Genomic DNA, 15,674 nt, shown 5'->3' on the forward strand with positions numbered 1-15,674 from the left:
CGACGCGACCGGCCCGGTAACATGCCCACCGCTGTGGGTTGACCCCACAACTGGGGCGGTAGCTCAGTCGGTTAGAGCCGTGGACTCATAATCCATTGGTCGTGGGTTCGAGCCCCACCCGCCCCACAAACCCCTGCAACGTGTTTCGTAGCTGTCCGGACCGGACATCGGATTTGCCGCGCTGATCAGCTGCTTTACGACTTCGATAAGGGTTGGGCAGGGGATCGGTCTCTAGCGTCTTCGGTATCTGAGATCCGAAGGGGAGAGGCAATGATTCTGCGTTCGAAGTGGGGGCGGGTGGCGGTGACCGCGGTTGCTGTGGGACTGGTGTCGATCGGGGTTGCGGGGCCGGCGGAGGCGGGTAGCGACTTCTGGATTGCTATTGCGGTCTCGAAGAGCACTGGGAAAGTCGGCTATGGCTGGCACAGTTCGTTGACGAGGGCCGAGGAGAAGGCCGAGTCGTACTGTGGGGTTTCCGATTGCAAGGTTCTGATCAGTGACCGTAAGTACTGCATTGCGGTGGCGCGGGATCGTGCCGGTCAGTGGTACACCGGGTGGGACAGGACCGAGGCGGGAGCGCGTAAGTCCGCGATGAATCACGGCGCCAAGCCGACTGTGGTCAAGGGCAGCCTCTGTCACTGAGGCGGTCGAATTCCGCCCTGGTGCCATCGATGCGACGGTGATCCCTTCGCAGCGAATGCGAAAACGTATGCTGGGCAGGCTGTTCCAGACAAAGCTTTCGCCGAGACGAAGGAGCTGCGATGCCGGGCGAGTTGATGCGGGTACGAATCACTGGGGGTTTCGCGGCGCTGCTCACTGCGGCTGGGCTACTTGTGGCTGCGCCGGTGGGGGCGAGTCCGGCGGCGTGCGCGCCGGGGAATCCGTTGCAGCCCACCGCCGAACTGTTCGCTACCGACAACACTGCGACGATCACAGATCCGGGAGATCAGCGCCTGCGGACTCGGCTGGAAGGGTTCGAGCTGGCGGTCGGGGCCATAACTGTGCAGAACGTTGCGCTGCCCGTGGGGTCCACGTTGGTGAGCGGGGTGTTCTGGTCCGATGATCGGCAGATGGCGACGTATGAGCGTTCGCGAGCTTTTCGGCTGGCGTGTGTCGACGCCCCAGACCTGGAGCGGATTGCCGACCAGGTGCGGATCTTGTTTCAGCAGGAGTCAGTGCTGACTTTCGAACCCTTACCGGCGAATAACCCGGATGTGGACGCGTTCGTCGCGGAGATTCCGGGGGTCGACGTGCGCCGGTTCCATGATGGACTGGTCGGCGATCAGGTCGCGCGGGAGCGGTTGGTGGGTGGCTCGATTACGGAGGGGAACACGCTGATTCTGGTCGCCGAGCTGGCGGATCTCGAAGTGGCGCGGAATTTTGTCGCCGGGCTGGGCGCGAGCTGGCCGAGTGCCCTGCGGTACGGCGACCGCGAGTTCGTCGGCTAGAAACGAAGAAAGAGCGGGGCCGAGGGCCTCGCTCTTCCCGTTTTTCCTTCGGTCAGCGGTTCTGGTGGCTGTGGGCGCCGCCTAGACGTTTGGCCTCGACGGGCTGTGCCGCGGCACCCTTCTTGCCGGCTTCGCTGGCGCGCTTCGGGTCGTTGTCGAAGCTGCCGCTGCTGGCTTTGCCGCCCTGGCTGGCGATTTTTCGTTGCCGCTCCGGGTCCATTGCCGCGAAACCTCGTGGCGTAGCAGCCATTAAGTCCTCCGTTCGAAGGTTGCGGAGTGGTGGCGGCTGGTTCTGCACCACCAATTCGGAGCTACCCGCCCTGCCCGGGGGCAAACCTTCAGCGCTTCGGCGGGGGCATTTGGGTGAGCGCCCACTGCGCCCATTCTTGATTCATCGCGTAGAACCGCTTGCCCCATTCCAGCGCGATGTGCCCGTAGACGGAGAAGGCGTCGTCGTCCCAGTCGATCGAGGCCTCGAGCTGCGCGAGTTCGGTGCCCGCCTTGGTCATCCGGCTTTCGATATCAGCGAGGTAGTCGCGGGCTTGGTCGCGTTCGAGCACCCCGAGGAAGAACACCCGCAGCAGCATGTCATTGCGCGACACCGGTTTCGGCTCGGTTTCGGTGAGCCAGCGCCGCACCTCGGCCAGCCCCTCGGCGCTGAGCGTGTACTCCTTGCGCCCGCGCGGCCCCTCGTCGGAAACCGCGATCAAACCGGTCTCGGCGAGTTTCGCGAGCTCGGTATAGATCTGACTCTGTGTCGCGGGCCAGACGTTGGCCAGGGAGTCCTTGAACATCTGCAGCAGGTCGTAACCGCTGGCCGGGCCCTCGGCGAGCATGCCGAGCACGGCGTATCGAAGACTCATGCCCGGATCATACATTCCACTATTGACATGTCGAGAAAGCAGGCTCTACATTCGACATGTCAAAACTGGAATGTCGAGGAGATCTCCGGACATGTCATACCTGCGCACCTTCGTTCCCTGGATCGTTTTCGCGGTGGTCCCGCACGCGTACTGGCAATGGGCCGCGCTGACCGCGGTCGTGCTGTCGGTGCTGGAGCTCGGCATCCGGGTGCGGGCTGGCAGCAAGCCGGAAGCCCTCGTTATCGAGCTCGGCACGGCGCTGTTCTTCGCCGTCATCGCGGTGCTCGCTTTCGCGAATCCGGAAACTTCGCTGCACGACTACGTGCCGGCGCTGGCCAACGGCATGCTCGCGATCATCGCGGGCACCTCGCTGGCGATCCGGGTGCCGTTCACCCTGGCCATCGCGAAACAGACTGCCCCGCAGGAAGTCTGGGAGGAGCCGTTGTTCATCCGGTTGAACTACGTGCTCACCACGGCCTGGGCGATCTGCTTCGTGGTCGGCGCCGTCGCGCTGGCCTTCCTTGCATATTCTCCCGGCCCCCGGTTCGCGGTCATGGTGGCCGTGTTCGTGATCCCGGTGGTGTTCACCCTCCGCTATGTCGCCCACGTCCGAGCCCAGGCCGAAGCGTCCGAAGCATCCGCGTAACTCAGATTGGTTGTATCCCATGGCTGTTCCGCATCTGACCGGCAACTACGCCCCCGTCACCGAAGAAGTCACCACAGTCGACCTCGCTGTCACCGGCAGCATCCCCGACGAGCTGTCGGGCTGGTATCTGCGCAACGGCCCGAACCCGCCCGCCGCCGATTCCATTCACTGGTTCGCCGGCGACGGCATGGTGCACGGCGTGCGTCTCGAGAACGGCAAGGCGGTGTCGTACCGGAATCGCTGGGTACGCACCACGACCTTCACCGACGGCGCGGCAACCTACGGCCCTCAGGGCCGTGATCTCACTGCGGGAGTTGCGAATACGCACGTCATCCGGCATGCGGGCCGCACGCTCGCGCTGGTCGAATCGTCCTTCCCGTACGAGATCACCTGCGAGCTGGACACTCTCGGCCCGCACGACTTCGACGGCAAACTGACCACCGCGATGACCGCGCACCCGAAGACCTGCCCCACCACGGGTGAACTGCATTTCTTCGGCTACGAGGTGATCGAGGCGCCCTACCTGACCTACCACCGCGCCGACGCCGCCGGCAATCTCGTCGTGAGCCGCCCGATCGATGTGCCCGCCGCGACCATGCAGCACGACTTCAATCTCACCGCCGAGCATGTCGTATTCATGGATCTCCCAGTGTGTTTCGACATGCAAATCGCGATGAACGGTGGCGGCATGCCGTTCCGCTGGCGCGACGACTACCAGGCCCGGCTCGGTGTTCTGCGGCGCGACGACCCGTACGGCGCGGTCCGCTGGTTCGCCATCGATCCCTGCTATGTCTTCCACAGCCTCAATGCCTATGACGAGCCGGGTCGAATCGTCTTGGAGGTCATGCGTTATCCGGAGATGTGGCGTACCAACTCCTCCGAGATCGACGACGCGACCCTGTGGCGCTGGACCATCGATCTCGCCGCGGGCACCGTCGAGGAGCGCCAAATCGATGATCGCCCAGCAGAATTCCCGCGCATCGATGAGCGGCTGACCGGCCTGCGCGCCGACTTCGGCCACGCCACGGTGTCGGGGAACGGCACAAACGCGCTGGTGCGCTACGACCTGCGAACCGGAGCCGCCGCCGCGCACGAATTCGGACACGGCCGTATCCCCTCCGAAGCCGCGTTCGCGCCCGCCGACGAAAACCCAGGCGGCGCAGGCTATCTCATGACCTACGTCTACGACGCGAGCACCGATCGCAGCGACCTGGTGATCCTGGACGCCGACGACCTGACCACCCAGGTGGCCGCCATCCACCTGCCCCAACGCGTACCGTTCGGCTTCCACGGCAGCTGGCTCGCCGATCACTGACCCGGTTTCGATCTCTCGCCCGGCGGCATTACCAGGGTACGAATACTCTCGGAAATGCCGCCGGGAAGGAGATCAACAATGGGTCATGTCGAACACGCCGCAGTCGGGAACGCACCGCGGGAATACTCCTTCGACTACGTCAACGACTATCGCAATGTGCCGAACTGGATGTTCGGGGTCAAGCACTTCACGCCGGTGGGGGAGCAGACCAGCGGTGTCGGCGCGGTTTTCGACACCGCGATCAACCTCGGGCCCATGACGCTGCACGTGCGCGGCGATGTCATCGAGTGGGAAGAGAATTCGGTGATCGCGTTGCGTGCGGTCAAGGGCATCGAGGGCCGGATGCGCTGGCACTTCGAGGCGCTCGGCGCGGACACCACCAAGATCAGTGTGGTGTGCGACTACAAGGTCCCCGGCGGGTTGGCCGGGCGCGCGCTGGACAAGGTGATCCAGGCGTTCATCGGACCCGCCATCCGGTACACCGAAAAACATCTGCGCCAGCAGATCGAATCCGGCTACAAGAAGAAGAGCGCCTAGGCGATCAGGGCGTTCATGATCGTGCCGGCGCTGGTCGCGATCACGCCGCCGATCATGGCGCCCGCCACCATCTTCGGTGAATCCAGCCCACCGCCGGTCCACTTCTCCCAGGCGAACTTGCCGCCCGCGAAGATGATCGCGGTGATGCCGGCCAGCAGCACGAACCAGGTGAAGTAGCTGACCATCTGCTGGAACTTGTCGGCGATCGGCGGAGCCAGCGGCTCCGGATTGCCGACCTGGGCCAGGGTGTCGAACGCGGTGACCAGAATCATTGCCAGTGCTGCTCATTCCGCTCGGGCCGACGGGGTTTCACGACGATGGTATCGGGTTCCCCCGCACGACGCAGGCCCTCCCCGGTTACGAATCGGCTGACCTCCGCTGTGGCGCAAGCGAACTGTCAATGGGGGTGCCCGTGATCTCTTGGCCGAACTGGGTATGCCTGGTCATGATGAAGGATTGGGTCGCGATGAGGAGTAGGTGGTGAACATGCTGACAGCGATAGGGGAGACCCTGCTCGCGCAGATCGGAAACCCGACCCCGGAGACGCCGCCGCTGGCGGACAAGATCATGACGATGGTCCGCTGGCTGACTTGGTTCGCCATCCTGTCGGGCATCGTCGCGATCATCTTCGCCGGCGGCAAGTTCGCGTGGGAGAAGTGGCAGGGCAGCGCGCTGCAGTCGCCGAAGATGGTGGCGGGAGCCATGGTTGGCGGCGTGATCGCGACCAGCGCGGGCACCATCATGAATGCCCTAGTGGGCGCCTGATTCGGGCAAAGTAAACGGGTTTTACTAAACACTGTTCACAACGGGCAGTGATTGTGGTTACATACTCTCCACTGGAACGTGTTCTACACAACGTTGTGAGGTCCGCAGCCCGGACCGGTAGGAGATAGCCGTGACCGCATCCATCCCCGCAGGATTCGACTTCACCGACCCCGACCTGCTCGCCCAGCGCCTGCCGGTCGAGGAATTCGCCGAGGCCCGCCGCACCGCGCCGATCCACTGGGTCCCCCAGGCCGGCAGCGGATTCCAGGACGACGGTTATTGGGCAGTCACCCAACTCGAGGACATCAAGGAGATCTCGAAGACGCCCGATGTCTACTCCTCCGAGGAGAACACCGCGGTCATCCGCTTCTACGGTGACATCCTGCGCGAGGAGATCGAGGTCCAGCGCTACCTGCTGCTGAACCAGGACCCGCCGCGCCACACCAAGCTGCGCCGCATCATCTCCAAGGGTTTCACCCCGCGCGCGGTGGAATCGCTGCGTGCGACCCTGCGCGAACGCGCCGAGCGAATCGTGTGGGAGGCCAAGAAGACCGGCGGCGGCGACTTCGTCGAGCAGATCGCGTGTGAGCTGCCGCTGCAGGCCATCGCCGAACTCATCGGCATCCCGCAGGAGGATCGCGGCAAGATCTTCAAGTGGACCAACGAGATGATCTCCTACGACGACCCGTCCTTCGAGGGTGACCACAAGGTCGCCACCGCCGAGGTCATGGGTTACTCCTGGAATCTCGCCGAAGAGAAGCGCAAGTGCCCGGTCGACCTGGGCGGTGCCGAGGACATCATGTCCACCCTGCTCAACGCCGACGTCGAGGGCGAGTCGCTGGCCTCGGACGAATTCGCGTGGTTCGTCATCCTGCTCGCGGTCGCCGGCAACGAGACCACCCGCAACGCCATCACCCACGGCATGAAGGCGTTCGTCGACTTCCCCGAGCAGTGGGAGCTGTACCAGGCCGAGCGTCCGCGCACCGCGCCCGACGAGATCGTGCGCTGGGCCACCCCGGTCATCGCCTTCCAGCGCACCCTGGTGCAGGACACCGTGCTGTCCGGCCAGGAGATGAAGAAGGGTCAGCGGGTCGGCATGTTCTACAGCGCCGCCAATTTCGACGAGCGGCACTTCGAGAACCCCTACCAGTTCAACGTGCTGCGCAACCCGAACCCGCACGTCGGCTTCGGCGGCACCGGCACCCACTTCTGTGTCGGCGCCAACCTGGCCCGCCTGGAAATCGACCTGATGTTCAACGTCCTCGCCGACGTGATGCCGAACATCAAGCAGGTCTCCGAGCCGGTCCGGCTGCGGTCCGGGTGGCTGAACGCCATCAAGAGCTGGCAGGTCGAGTACAACTGACGATCACGCTTTTGGCGTGGTGGCGCACCCGTGATGAGGTGGCGGAATGAGTGAGGCCAAGTCGCGAGGACGCGCGCCCGTGGTGAGCGACGCCGATATTCGGCGGGTCGCCCGGATGTTGCTCACCTCCGAGGGGGTCGACGCGGTGACGTTGCGGGCGATCGCGCGCGAACTCGGGATCACCGCGCCGGCGCTGTACCGGCACTACAACTCTCGCGACGATCTGCTCGAACGGATGCGGCTGGACTACTGCGCCGAGCTGGCAGCCGAACTCGCCGACGAGATCGCGCCACTTCCCGAGGACGGCGCGGAGCAATTCTTCGCCATCTGCAAGGGTTTCCGGCGCTGGGCGCTGGCGCACACCAAGGAATTCACCCTGGTGTTCGCCTCGCCCGGCGCCGGATCCGCGCCGATGATGCGCCGCTTCGACGAACCGTTCGGGCGCATCTTCCTGGCGGCGGCCGGGCGGCTGCTCGCGACCTACGACGTCGTCACGCCGCCCACGGATGTCATTCCGGAGGAACTGCGCGAAGACCTCGTGCAGTTCCAAACCGAGCTGCTGACAACACTTTCCGAGTCCGGTCAGAAGTTCCCGGCGGAAAAGCTCGACCTGGGTGTCACCTATCTGATGATCCAGATCTGGGCCCGGCTGTACGGGCACGTGACCCTCGAGGTGTTCGGCAACTATCCGATTCCGGTGTCACACCCCGAAGTGCTTTTCGATGCGATGCTGACGGACCTGGGCCGCAACGCCGGGCTCATCCCCGGCTGACCGTCAGCGCTTGGACAGCCACTCCTCGAAGCCGATACCCAGCGCCGCGCCGTCCGCACCCACGCACAGCCCACCCGCCCGCAACTCGCGACCGAGCGCACCCGGAATCGGCACGGGCACAGGCAGACCCGCCCGCCCGGTGTGCTTGCGATAGATCCGGGCCGCGTCGGTGAAGGTGATGACCTCGGGCCCGCCGATATCGGAAATGCGCCCGGCCGGACCAGCTTCCACCGCGTCCACCAGCCGCACGGCGACCTCGTCGACATCGATCGGCTGCATCTTCGCCGCCACCCGCGGTGCGATCCGGAAACGCGTAGGGATCGAGACGAATTCCTCGATCAGATGATGGAACTGGGTGGCGCGCAACAAGGTCCACGGCACCGGCCCCGCGGCGACAACCCGCTCCTGCGCCACCTTCGCCTTGTAGTAACCCAGCGGCACCAGATCACACCCCACGATGGATATCTCGACATGGTGCCCGACCCCGGCCTGCTGCTCGGCATCCAGCAGCGTGCGCACGCCATCCACCAGCACCGAGTCGAATTTGGACCGCGTGTTGGCGGCGTTGACCACCACCTCACACCCCTCGAGCGCCTCCGCCACCCCAACCCCGGTACTCAGATCAGCGGCCCGATGCTCATGCACCCCGTCCTTCGGAGCACTCCGGCTCACCACCCGCACCCCATGCCCCCGCGCGCCCAACTCCCGCACCACGGAACTACCGAGCACCCCGGTCCCACCGAAAACCGCCACCTGCATCTCCGCGCTCCCTCCAAACAGCCCTGTCCGGTACTCCGCACGTTACGGCGCTGCCACCCCACCCCTCAACGTGCGCCATCCCATATGTTGGATCCCCCACGTACCCTTCCCCGCCCACCTTGTCGTCAGAAAACCCCTCCAAGATCATCAGGACTTGTCGGCGCTTCCTACTCACGCGATGCCGCCACCAGCTCCTGATGATCTTGCTCAGGAAGGATGTACGGGCGCGACGGCGCAGGACGCGGGCGCTTCGCCGTCGCTCGGCCAGTAACAAGATCACCAGGACTTGAGGGCGGGGGCTAGTCGGCCGATGCCGCCATCAGGGCCTGATGATCATGAAAGCCGTCCGGATGCTGCCAGTAGTTCCGGGTGATCTTGTTAGATGCGGGCGCCTTTGACGCGGTTGCAGGAGCGGCAGAGGATTTGGAGGTTGGAGGCGCTGGTGGCGCCGCCGCGGGAGAGGGGGATGATGTGGTCGAATTCGAGGTAGTGGCTGCTGCCGCATTCGACGCAGCGGCCGCCGTCGCGTTGCCAGACTTCGGCTTTCACCTCTTGCGGGATGCTGCGGGAGTCGCGTTGGCCGGGGGTGAGGACTAGGCGTTTGGCTACGCGCAGGGCACCTTCGAGGGCGGCGGCTACGTAGTCGGGGTCGTCGACCTCGAAGCTGGCGCCGCCGCGGGCGGAGGTGGCTGACAGCACCACGAGTTCGTCCTCGATGGCCACGGAAACTACTCGGCTCCAGGGGAGTTCGGTGCCGGCGGAGGTACCGACGAAACGCAGCTTCTTGTTGCTCGCGATCAGCCGGCCTTCGCTCAGTTTGGGGCCGCGGGCCAGTTGGCGGACGTGGGTTGCGGGCAGGTCGAGATGTACGCGTTCTTCCGGATCCAGATGCAGGCCGGGAGTGCGGATGGCGGGGAGCTCGCCTTCGCGCAGCCGGGACAGCAGGCGGCCCCGGGCCATGCGCCGGTGCAGGTCATCGATGAGGGGACCGGTCAGGTCCAGTTCGACGATGGCCTCCTCGAACGCCTCGAACTCGGCTTGCGCGATCTCGTTGTCGGCGAAGGCGAAGGTCACCAGCCGTTCCACATAGCTCAGCGCCGCGTCTCGAAGCGCGAGCCGGCCCGCGTCCTCCTCGATGCGCTGATATCGCAGGGACGCCCACAACGCCTCCCACTCCGGTCCGCTCGGCCCGGAGGTGGTGAGCACCCGCCAGGCCTGGGTGTGCCAGTGGGTGAGGAATTCCTCGATCTCGGTCCCGCAGAACACGCACGGTGCGAGTCGCCCGAACAGCTTGCGCCGCCGCGGATTTCCGCAGCGATCGCAATGCCGGGGATTCGACGGAACCGGTTCGCGCCGGGCGGAGGTCCACTCGACGCCGTCCCACCACCGTAGTCGGGCGGGGTTCTCCGGGTCCGGATGCCAGTCCGCCCGTTCCGGATTCGGCGGGGGTGGGGGCGGTGGTTCGGGAGCTTGGACGGTGCGGCGGCTCAGATCTATCGGGCGGGTGGCGTGGTCACGGTGCATTTCCTCGAGCGGGTAACCCGAGGCGGCTGGGAGGGGTGCCGTGGGATGCTCGACGCCGGTACTCGGTGCAGGGGCGTAATCCGTTGCAGGAGGCACAGATTCGGGTGTACGGCGGTAGGGCATCCCGGCTGGCATGTGCTGTGCCGGTGCGGCATGCTCGGCCACGGGTTCGGGGGAGTCGGCCAGCGTGGTGGCGCCGGTGGTCGCCGCATGGTGTGTGGCCGCTTCGGCAGCGGAGGATTCGTGCGGGCGCGAATCACGCGAGGCGACAGGTTCTCCCGCCGGGCTGGTGCGCCCCGGCTCGGCTGCGGGATCGTCGACCTGCACGCCGAATTCGCCGATCAGCCCCGCCAGCCCCTCGGCCCACCCCTGACCGATGGCGCGGAACTTCCAGCGTCCGTCGCGCCGGTAGAACTCGCCAAACATCATGGCGGACACCGCGCCCGCGTCGGCGACCTCGTACTCCGCCACGGGCCCGTCGGCGTCGAACACGGTAACCGTGAGCCCCGCGACAGCCCCGAAGGTTCCGTCGTCGAGCGACCCGCTGAGCACGATCCGCTCCACTTCGGCCTCGGTGCGCGGTAGTGACACACTCAGCCGTGCTGTCCCTGGTTCGGGCTCCTGGTCGAGCGTGACGGCCTGGGATATGTGGCGCGGGGCGTTGTAGAACACCAGGTCCCGATCGGTGCGCACCGTGCCCGCCCCGGTGAGCAGCAAGGCATGCGCGTCCACGACATGGGCCGACCGCCATGAAACGACCACGGCCAGTAGGGATGTCGGTACCGCCGTGTTGGCGCCTTTGCTGAGTTTCATCGTGTTCGAAATACTGCCACGCCCCACCGACACGCCGAATTCCCCGACCCTTTCCCTCGGCGCTGCGGACTGCCCGCCGGTCCGGCACAGTGGAGGTATGACCAGTCCGCTGGGACCACGCCGCCGGAAGCCGACCCCGAAAGCGTCACCGCCGCCAACCTCGGGCGGACGCCGATCCGGCCCCGCCGAACTCATGGCCGCCGCCCAGGCCGCCGTCGAAGCCGCTCAGACGGCCGCGGGCCAAGCCCTCGAAACCGCCCAGCTCACCGCCGGCCACGCTTTCGACGCGGCGGTCCGCCTCCCACCCGCCTCGGCCCAACTGGCCGCCCAACTCCCGGACCTGATCGAGAACCTCGCTACCACCATCGAGCGCCTCAACACCACCATCGACCGCCTGGACCGCACCCTCGCCCTCGCCGACCCGGCCTTCGCCGCCTACGACCGCCTCCTGCCCCGCCTCGAAGCCATGATCGCCATGGGCGAAGACGTCTTCGGCGCCCTCGCCAAACTCCCAGGCGTCTCCCTCCTCGGCAAAGTCACCGGCTTCGCCGCAAAACCCGCCCAGGACCCGAAGCCAGGCAAAAGCCGCAAGAAGTAACCGCAATCAAGATCATCAGGCCTCCATGGCGGCATCGGTCGAGTAGTTCCGCCACCAGTGCCTGATGATCTTGGGAGGGTAAGCCAAGTCGCGATCACTCGACCCGACGTCGCGTCGGAGGCGTGGTAGTGCGCTGTGGCTGGCCCGCGAAAGCCAGGTGGCGCAGCCGCATTCGGGTCGCGGCGATAGACCAAGATCAACAGGGCTTGAGGGCGGCATCGGCCGAGAGGGGTCCGCCCCCAGTGCCTGGTGATCTTGAAGTGGGGTCGATACCGGAACTTTTGGGGCCCTGCGGGATTCGCGGGGGATTGTTGACTATCGCACAATCGCTACCAAGCAATTGCTTGGCTTGGTAACGTCGGAAGGGCAGGAGGAGGTGCCGGGATCGGTCGAGAGGCCGCGACTCGCACGCCGTTCGGGTCCGCGTCGATGCGTGACCGTCGGAGATGTCAATGGGGATGTGACCGGGGACAATTCAGCTTTCAGTGTCGTCGTGTGCCGCCGCCGTTTCTCCGGCATCGTGACAGATCAAGGACGGCACTATGAGCGAAATCAAGCAGACTCAGGACCTCGACCACCCGCTGTTCGTCGCGGCTCGGGCCTATACGAATTACTTCACGCCCACCGTGCGCGGCTTGGAGAATCTACCCACTTCCGGCCCCGCGCTGGTGATCGGCAACCATTCGTCGATCTACTGGATGCCCGAGGTGTGGATCACCTTCATGGCGATGCTGGAACACCGCAAGGGGGAACCATCTTTCGGTGTGGCGCACGACGTCATCTTGGGCGTTCCGGTCATCGGTGACGCTATCCGCCAGTTCGGAGTTATTCCGGCGAACCGCGACGCCGCGGCCGCGGGCCTGAAAGACGGCGGCGCGGTCATGGTCTACCCGGGCGGTGATTGGGAAGCGGCCCGCCCCTGGACCGATCGCGGCAAGATCGACTTCGCGGGCCGGAAGGGCTTCATCCGCCTCGCGCTGGAAATGGGCGTCCCCGTGATCCCCGCCGTCGCCAACGGCGGCCACGATTCCATCTTTGTGCTCAGCCGCGGCGAACGCAGCGCCAAACTGCTGCAGCTCGACAAGTTGTTCCGCGCGAAGGTCTTTCCCTACACCGTGGGCGTCCCGTTCGGCATCGCGCCGATCCTGCCGCAGCTCCCGCTGCCCGCCACGGTGGACGTGAGTTTCCTGCCCGCCCTGAACTGGTCCACCGAGCCCGGCGACCCGGAAGACGCCGACTTGGTCGAGACCCTCTACACCGAAACCGTCGACGTCATGCAGACCGAACTCGACCGTCTCCGCACCGAAACCCCCAACCCCGTCGCCACCGGCATCAAGAACCACCTCGCCGGCCTCCCGGGCCCCCTCTCCGCCCTCGCCACCCTGGTCTGACCCCTCACTTCAAGATCATCAGGACCTGGTGGCGGCATACGCCCAGAAGCACGCGCCACCAGCGCCTGATGATCTTGAAGCCTCGCACTTCAAGATCATCAGGACTTGGCGGCGGGTTCGGTCGAGAAGCTCCCGCCATCAGGTCCTAGTGATCTTGTGGGTCAGGGGCGCAGCGCGCGGTAGGTGGCGGCGGCCTTGAGGAGCACCTCGTGGTACTCGGCGTCGGGGTCGGAATCCAGGACGATCGCGCCGCCCGCGCCGATGCGCCAGTGGCCGTCGTGCCGGACGGCGGTGCGGATGACGATGTTCAGATCCGCGGTGCCACCCAGCCCGAGGAAGCCGATGGTGCCCGAATAGACCCCGCGCGCTTCGGTTTCCAGTTCGTCGATGATTTCCATGGTGCGCAGCTTCGGCGCACCCGTCATCGAGCCGCCGGGGAAACACGCACGCACACAATCGATCACGTCGACGTCGGCGCGTAGCGTGCCGCGCACCGTCGAAACCAGTTGGTGCAGTGTCGTATACGTCTCGGTCGCCATCAGATTCGGCACGTGCACGCTGCCGATCTGGCAGACCCGGCCCAGGTCGTTGCGCAGCAGGTCGACGATCATCAGATTCTCGGCGCGCGTCTTGGGGTCGGACGCCAGTTCCCGGCGCAGGCGCTCGTCCTCGGCGGGGGTCGCGCCGCGCGGCGCGGTGCCCTTGATCGGCTTGCTCTCCACGGTGCGCGCCCGGTCGATCTTGAGGAAGCGTTCCGGTGAGGAGCAGGCGATGTCGAGATCGTCGAAGCGCAGGTACGCCGCGTACGGTGCGGGGTTGCAGCGGCGCAGGGTGCGATAGAAGTCCAGGCCGTCGGAATCCGCCGCCGCCACGGTGACGCCGTCGGTCAGGCAGATCTCGTAGGACTCGCCCGCCCGCAGCTTGTCCAGGCACACGGCGATATCCGCGAGATACTGCTCGCGCCCACGGGTCAGCAGCCCCTCGACCGCGCCGAGATCGGAATCCACCTCGAGCTCAGGCGGATTCGCCCACGTGGGCAGCGCTTCCAGCGCCTCGCGGGTGTCACGCAGCCAGTCCGCGGTGGCGTCGCGTGCGACCTCGGAGCCGGGATCGGTGAGCGCCAGCAGATGCGTCTGTCCGGTCACATGATCGACGACGATGAGCCGGTCGGCGAAGATCCACTGCGCGTCCGGCACCGCGGAACGGTGCGCCAGTTCCGCGCCGCAGTCGGCTTTCACCTCGTACCCGAGGTATCCGACGTATCCGCACGCGAAATCAAAAGGCAGATCCGGGATTTCGGCCTCACGCCAGCGCAGCTGCCCTGCCAGATAACTCAACACGTCACCCGGCTCGGTACGCCGCTCGCCGTCGGCGGTCTCCACCACGACAGCTCCGTCGCCGACCCGATATCGCACCACTTCCGCGTACGGACCGCTGGCATCGCCGAGGAAGGAGAACCGATCCAAGCCCGGCTCCACATGTTCGCTGTCGAGCCAGAACGCGGTACGGGACTCGCGGTAGAGCCGTAGGAACGCCGCCTCGGTATCGATCGCCCGTTCGATCACCAGATGCCGCACCTGCCATGGCCGCCCCCGTTCGCCTAGGCGGTAGGGAGTTTCGTCTGCGGGCCGGTCCGGACGCCGTACCTCGGGCACCGTGCCCGGTCCCACCGCCGGTGCGGCGGCGGGCTGGGGAGCAGTCTCTGCCCCGGAGCCGGTGCCTGCCGATGCGGAGTCCCGCTCCGCCGCAGGGATGCCAGAGGGAGCGGCCGGTGTGGCGGGGCGGGCCGGCTGGGGAGCAGTCTCTGCCCGGGAGTCGATGCCTGCCGATGCGGAATCTTGCCCAGTCCCGGCGATACCAAGGGGAGCCGCGTCTGTTGAATTCCCTGCTGGCACACCCGCTTCCCCTCGATGCGCTGAGTCATCGGCGGCGAAGTTCAACTCGGCCGCGAGTCGTCCCGGTACGGATCGGCCCGACGGGCTGGTGGTATCGCTGGTGCGAAGTGGAGTCGAGGCAACTCGTGGCTGAGGGCGGGGCGGAGGCACAGCGCTCGCGATCGGGACGCGGATATGAGGTACCGCCGCGTCCGCGCGCCGGCGGACCTCCCCGGCTTCCAGGCGAAGATCGGAGTCCAGTGCACGAGCATCCGTCGAATCGGCCCCGCGTGTCAGTGCCCGGGTCCCAGCCGAGCCGGAGTCGGAAGCACGGGGGGATGACGCACTGCCGGACAACGCAGCGCCGACCGGTAGTCGAGTGGCGCTCCGCGAAACCCGATGCGCAGCAGACAATTCGGCGAAATTGCGAAGCAGCGTCGCGCCGTAGTCCCCGGCGATCGACTCGGGGTGGAACTGCACGCCCCACTGCGGCCGGGTCCGGTGCCGGACACCCATGATCACCCCGTCCGGAGTGGTGGCGGTGATTTCCAGACTGTCCGGAAGTGGGTCCAGTGCGCACAGCGAGTGATACCGCACCACAGTGAAATCCTGCGGCAGCCCCGCGAATAGATCCCGCTGATCATGGCCGACCCGATCCAGATATCCGTGCCGGGCCGCCGGCGCGCGCCCGACCTCCCCGCCCGCGGCGACCACAATGCCCTGATGTCCCAGGCAAACCCCGAGCAACGGCAGCTCGGTCTCCCGGATGACGGCCGCGGAAATACCGATATCCCGTTCTATGTCGGGCCGCCCGGGCCCGGGCGAGACGACAACGTTGTCGAAACCGGAAAGCCCCAGCTCCGCCACGGTCGCCGCGGCATCGTTGCGCACGACCGTCGGTTCGACCCCGTTCACCTCACTGATCAGCTGATACAGGTTGTAGGTGAACGAGTCGTAGTTGTCGATGAGCAGCGTGCGCATGGTGTGCAAAACCCTACGCCGGGCC

General features: G+C 66.1%; 16 protein-coding genes and 1 tRNA gene. 11 read left to right on the forward strand and 6 right to left on the reverse strand.

Annotated features, from left to right (window positions below; all coding sequences use genetic code 11):
• Window positions 1-52 precede the first annotated feature (52 nt).
• The 3 genes from IBX22_RS30415 (at window position 53) to IBX22_RS30425 (ending at window position 1,448) form a co-directional block, all read left to right on the forward strand.
• A tRNA-Ile gene (locus IBX22_RS30415) sits at window positions 53-126 on the forward strand.
• Between the two features lie 144 nt (window positions 127-270).
• On the forward strand, window positions 271-642 hold the full coding sequence (locus IBX22_RS30420; protein WP_194819194.1) for a DUF4189 domain-containing protein: 372 nt from the start codon (window positions 271-273) through the stop codon (window positions 640-642).
• 119 nt (window positions 643-761) lie between these two features.
• Window positions 762-1,448: a hypothetical protein gene (locus tag IBX22_RS30425; protein ID WP_228539765.1), complete on the forward strand. Its 687-nt coding sequence runs from the start codon at window positions 762-764 to the stop codon at window positions 1,446-1,448.
• A gap of 52 nt (window positions 1,449-1,500) precedes the next feature.
• Here IBX22_RS30425 and IBX22_RS30430 read toward each other — a convergent pair whose 3' ends face one another.
• Together IBX22_RS30430 and IBX22_RS30435 are read right to left on the reverse strand one after the other, a co-directional pair.
• A complete protein-coding gene (locus tag IBX22_RS30430; protein WP_194819195.1) occupies window positions 1,501-1,698 on the reverse strand; it encodes a general stress protein in 198 nt (65 codons plus the stop codon).
• An 88-nt stretch (window positions 1,699-1,786) separates the two neighbouring features.
• Window positions 1,787-2,311, reverse strand: a complete 525-nt coding sequence (locus tag IBX22_RS30435; RefSeq protein ID WP_194819196.1) for a PadR family transcriptional regulator — start codon at window positions 2,309-2,311, stop codon at window positions 1,787-1,789.
• A 91-nt stretch (window positions 2,312-2,402) separates the two neighbouring features.
• Between IBX22_RS30435 and IBX22_RS30440 the strand changes: the two genes are divergently transcribed.
• The 3 genes from IBX22_RS30440 to IBX22_RS30450 all read left to right on the forward strand — a co-directional run bounded on the left by IBX22_RS30440 (window position 2,403) and on the right by IBX22_RS30450 (window position 4,809).
• On the forward strand, window positions 2,403-2,957 hold the full coding sequence (locus IBX22_RS30440) for a hypothetical protein (RefSeq protein WP_194819197.1): 555 nt from the start codon (window positions 2,403-2,405) through the stop codon (window positions 2,955-2,957).
• 19 nt (window positions 2,958-2,976) lie between these two features.
• Window positions 2,977-4,272 (forward strand): carotenoid oxygenase family protein, encoded by a 1,296-nt coding sequence (locus tag IBX22_RS30445; RefSeq protein WP_194819198.1) that lies wholly within the window; start codon window positions 2,977-2,979, stop codon window positions 4,270-4,272.
• A gap of 78 nt (window positions 4,273-4,350) precedes the next feature.
• Entirely contained in the window at window positions 4,351-4,809 is a 459-nt protein-coding gene (locus IBX22_RS30450) for an SRPBCC family protein (protein ID WP_194819199.1), read from the forward strand.
• On the opposite strand, the gene IBX22_RS30455 is transcribed toward IBX22_RS30450, so the two are convergent.
• A complete protein-coding gene (locus IBX22_RS30455; protein ID WP_194819200.1) occupies window positions 4,806-5,081 on the reverse strand; it encodes a hypothetical protein in 276 nt (91 codons plus the stop codon). The genes IBX22_RS30450 and IBX22_RS30455 overlap by 4 nt on opposite strands.
• Before the next feature lie 214 nt (window positions 5,082-5,295).
• On the opposite strand from IBX22_RS30455, the gene IBX22_RS30460 reads away from it, so the two are divergent.
• The 3 genes from IBX22_RS30460 to IBX22_RS30470 all read left to right on the forward strand — a co-directional run bounded on the left by IBX22_RS30460 (window position 5,296) and on the right by IBX22_RS30470 (window position 7,709).
• Complete coding sequence (locus tag IBX22_RS30460; RefSeq protein ID WP_194819201.1) at window positions 5,296-5,574, forward strand: hypothetical protein; 279 nt, start codon at window positions 5,296-5,298, stop codon at window positions 5,572-5,574.
• A 130-nt stretch (window positions 5,575-5,704) separates the two neighbouring features.
• Complete coding sequence (locus tag IBX22_RS30465) at window positions 5,705-6,937, forward strand: cytochrome P450 (RefSeq protein WP_194819202.1); 1,233 nt, start codon at window positions 5,705-5,707, stop codon at window positions 6,935-6,937.
• A 46-nt stretch (window positions 6,938-6,983) separates the two neighbouring features.
• Window positions 6,984-7,709: a TetR/AcrR family transcriptional regulator gene (locus IBX22_RS30470; RefSeq protein WP_194819203.1), complete on the forward strand. Its 726-nt coding sequence runs from the start codon at window positions 6,984-6,986 to the stop codon at window positions 7,707-7,709.
• 3 nt (window positions 7,710-7,712) lie between these two features.
• On the opposite strand, the gene IBX22_RS30475 is transcribed toward IBX22_RS30470, so the two are convergent.
• Window positions 7,713-8,468 (reverse strand): SDR family oxidoreductase, encoded by a 756-nt coding sequence (locus IBX22_RS30475; RefSeq protein WP_194819204.1) that lies wholly within the window; start codon window positions 8,466-8,468, stop codon window positions 7,713-7,715.
• A gap of 378 nt (window positions 8,469-8,846) precedes the next feature.
• Window positions 8,847-10,805: a TerD family protein gene (locus tag IBX22_RS30480; protein WP_194819205.1), complete on the reverse strand. Its 1,959-nt coding sequence runs from the start codon at window positions 10,803-10,805 to the stop codon at window positions 8,847-8,849.
• Window positions 10,806-10,902: 97 nt separating this feature from the next.
• On the opposite strand from IBX22_RS30480, the gene IBX22_RS30485 reads away from it, so the two are divergent.
• Both IBX22_RS30485 and IBX22_RS30490 read left to right on the forward strand, forming a co-directional pair.
• The gene (locus IBX22_RS30485; RefSeq protein WP_194819206.1) at window positions 10,903-11,403 is read left to right on the forward strand and encodes a hypothetical protein; all 501 of its coding nucleotides are present in this window, start codon (window positions 10,903-10,905) and stop codon (window positions 11,401-11,403) included.
• A gap of 542 nt (window positions 11,404-11,945) precedes the next feature.
• The gene (locus IBX22_RS30490; RefSeq protein WP_194819207.1) at window positions 11,946-12,794 is read left to right on the forward strand and encodes a lysophospholipid acyltransferase family protein; all 849 of its coding nucleotides are present in this window, start codon (window positions 11,946-11,948) and stop codon (window positions 12,792-12,794) included.
• A 161-nt stretch (window positions 12,795-12,955) separates the two neighbouring features.
• Here the strand turns inward: IBX22_RS30490 and pabB are convergent, their stop codons facing one another.
• Window positions 12,956-15,649 carry an aminodeoxychorismate synthase component I gene (gene pabB / locus IBX22_RS37690; RefSeq protein ID WP_228539767.1) on the reverse strand — a complete coding sequence of 898 codons (2,694 nt, stop codon included), beginning with the start codon at window positions 15,647-15,649 and terminating at the stop codon, window positions 12,956-12,958.
• Window positions 15,650-15,674 lie beyond the last annotated feature (25 nt).

Source organism: Nocardia sp. XZ_19_385, assembly GCF_015355755.1.
Taxonomy (GTDB): Bacteria; Actinomycetota; Actinomycetes; order Mycobacteriales; family Mycobacteriaceae; genus Nocardia.

Coding starts and splice junctions, on each gene's coding strand:
- IBX22_RS30490 (WP_194819207.1), top strand. CDS start 11,946: ATGAGCGAAATCAAGCAGACTCAGGACCTCGACCACCCGCTGTTCGTC.
- IBX22_RS30435 (WP_194819196.1), bottom strand. CDS start 2,311: ATGAGTCTTCGATACGCCGTGCTCGGCATGCTCGCCGAGGGCCCGGCC.
- IBX22_RS30475 (WP_194819204.1), bottom strand. CDS start 8,468: ATGCAGGTGGCGGTTTTCGGTGGGACCGGGGTGCTCGGTAGTTCCGTG.
- IBX22_RS30460 (WP_194819201.1), top strand. CDS start 5,296: ATGCTGACAGCGATAGGGGAGACCCTGCTCGCGCAGATCGGAAACCCG.
- IBX22_RS30470 (WP_194819203.1), top strand. CDS start 6,984: ATGAGTGAGGCCAAGTCGCGAGGACGCGCGCCCGTGGTGAGCGACGCC.
- IBX22_RS30480 (WP_194819205.1), bottom strand. CDS start 10,805: ATGAAACTCAGCAAAGGCGCCAACACGGCGGTACCGACATCCCTACTG.
- IBX22_RS30440 (WP_194819197.1), top strand. CDS start 2,403: ATGTCATACCTGCGCACCTTCGTTCCCTGGATCGTTTTCGCGGTGGTC.
- IBX22_RS30420 (WP_194819194.1), top strand. CDS start 271: ATGATTCTGCGTTCGAAGTGGGGGCGGGTGGCGGTGACCGCGGTTGCT.
- pabB (WP_228539767.1), bottom strand. CDS start 15,649: ATGCGCACGCTGCTCATCGACAACTACGACTCGTTCACCTACAACCTG.
- IBX22_RS30450 (WP_194819199.1), top strand. CDS start 4,351: ATGGGTCATGTCGAACACGCCGCAGTCGGGAACGCACCGCGGGAATAC.
- IBX22_RS30430 (WP_194819195.1), bottom strand. CDS start 1,698: ATGGCTGCTACGCCACGAGGTTTCGCGGCAATGGACCCGGAGCGGCAA.
- IBX22_RS30425 (WP_228539765.1), top strand. CDS start 762: ATGCCGGGCGAGTTGATGCGGGTACGAATCACTGGGGGTTTCGCGGCG.
- IBX22_RS30485 (WP_194819206.1), top strand. CDS start 10,903: ATGACCAGTCCGCTGGGACCACGCCGCCGGAAGCCGACCCCGAAAGCG.
- IBX22_RS30445 (WP_194819198.1), top strand. CDS start 2,977: ATGGCTGTTCCGCATCTGACCGGCAACTACGCCCCCGTCACCGAAGAA.
- IBX22_RS30455 (WP_194819200.1), bottom strand. CDS start 5,081: ATGATTCTGGTCACCGCGTTCGACACCCTGGCCCAGGTCGGCAATCCG.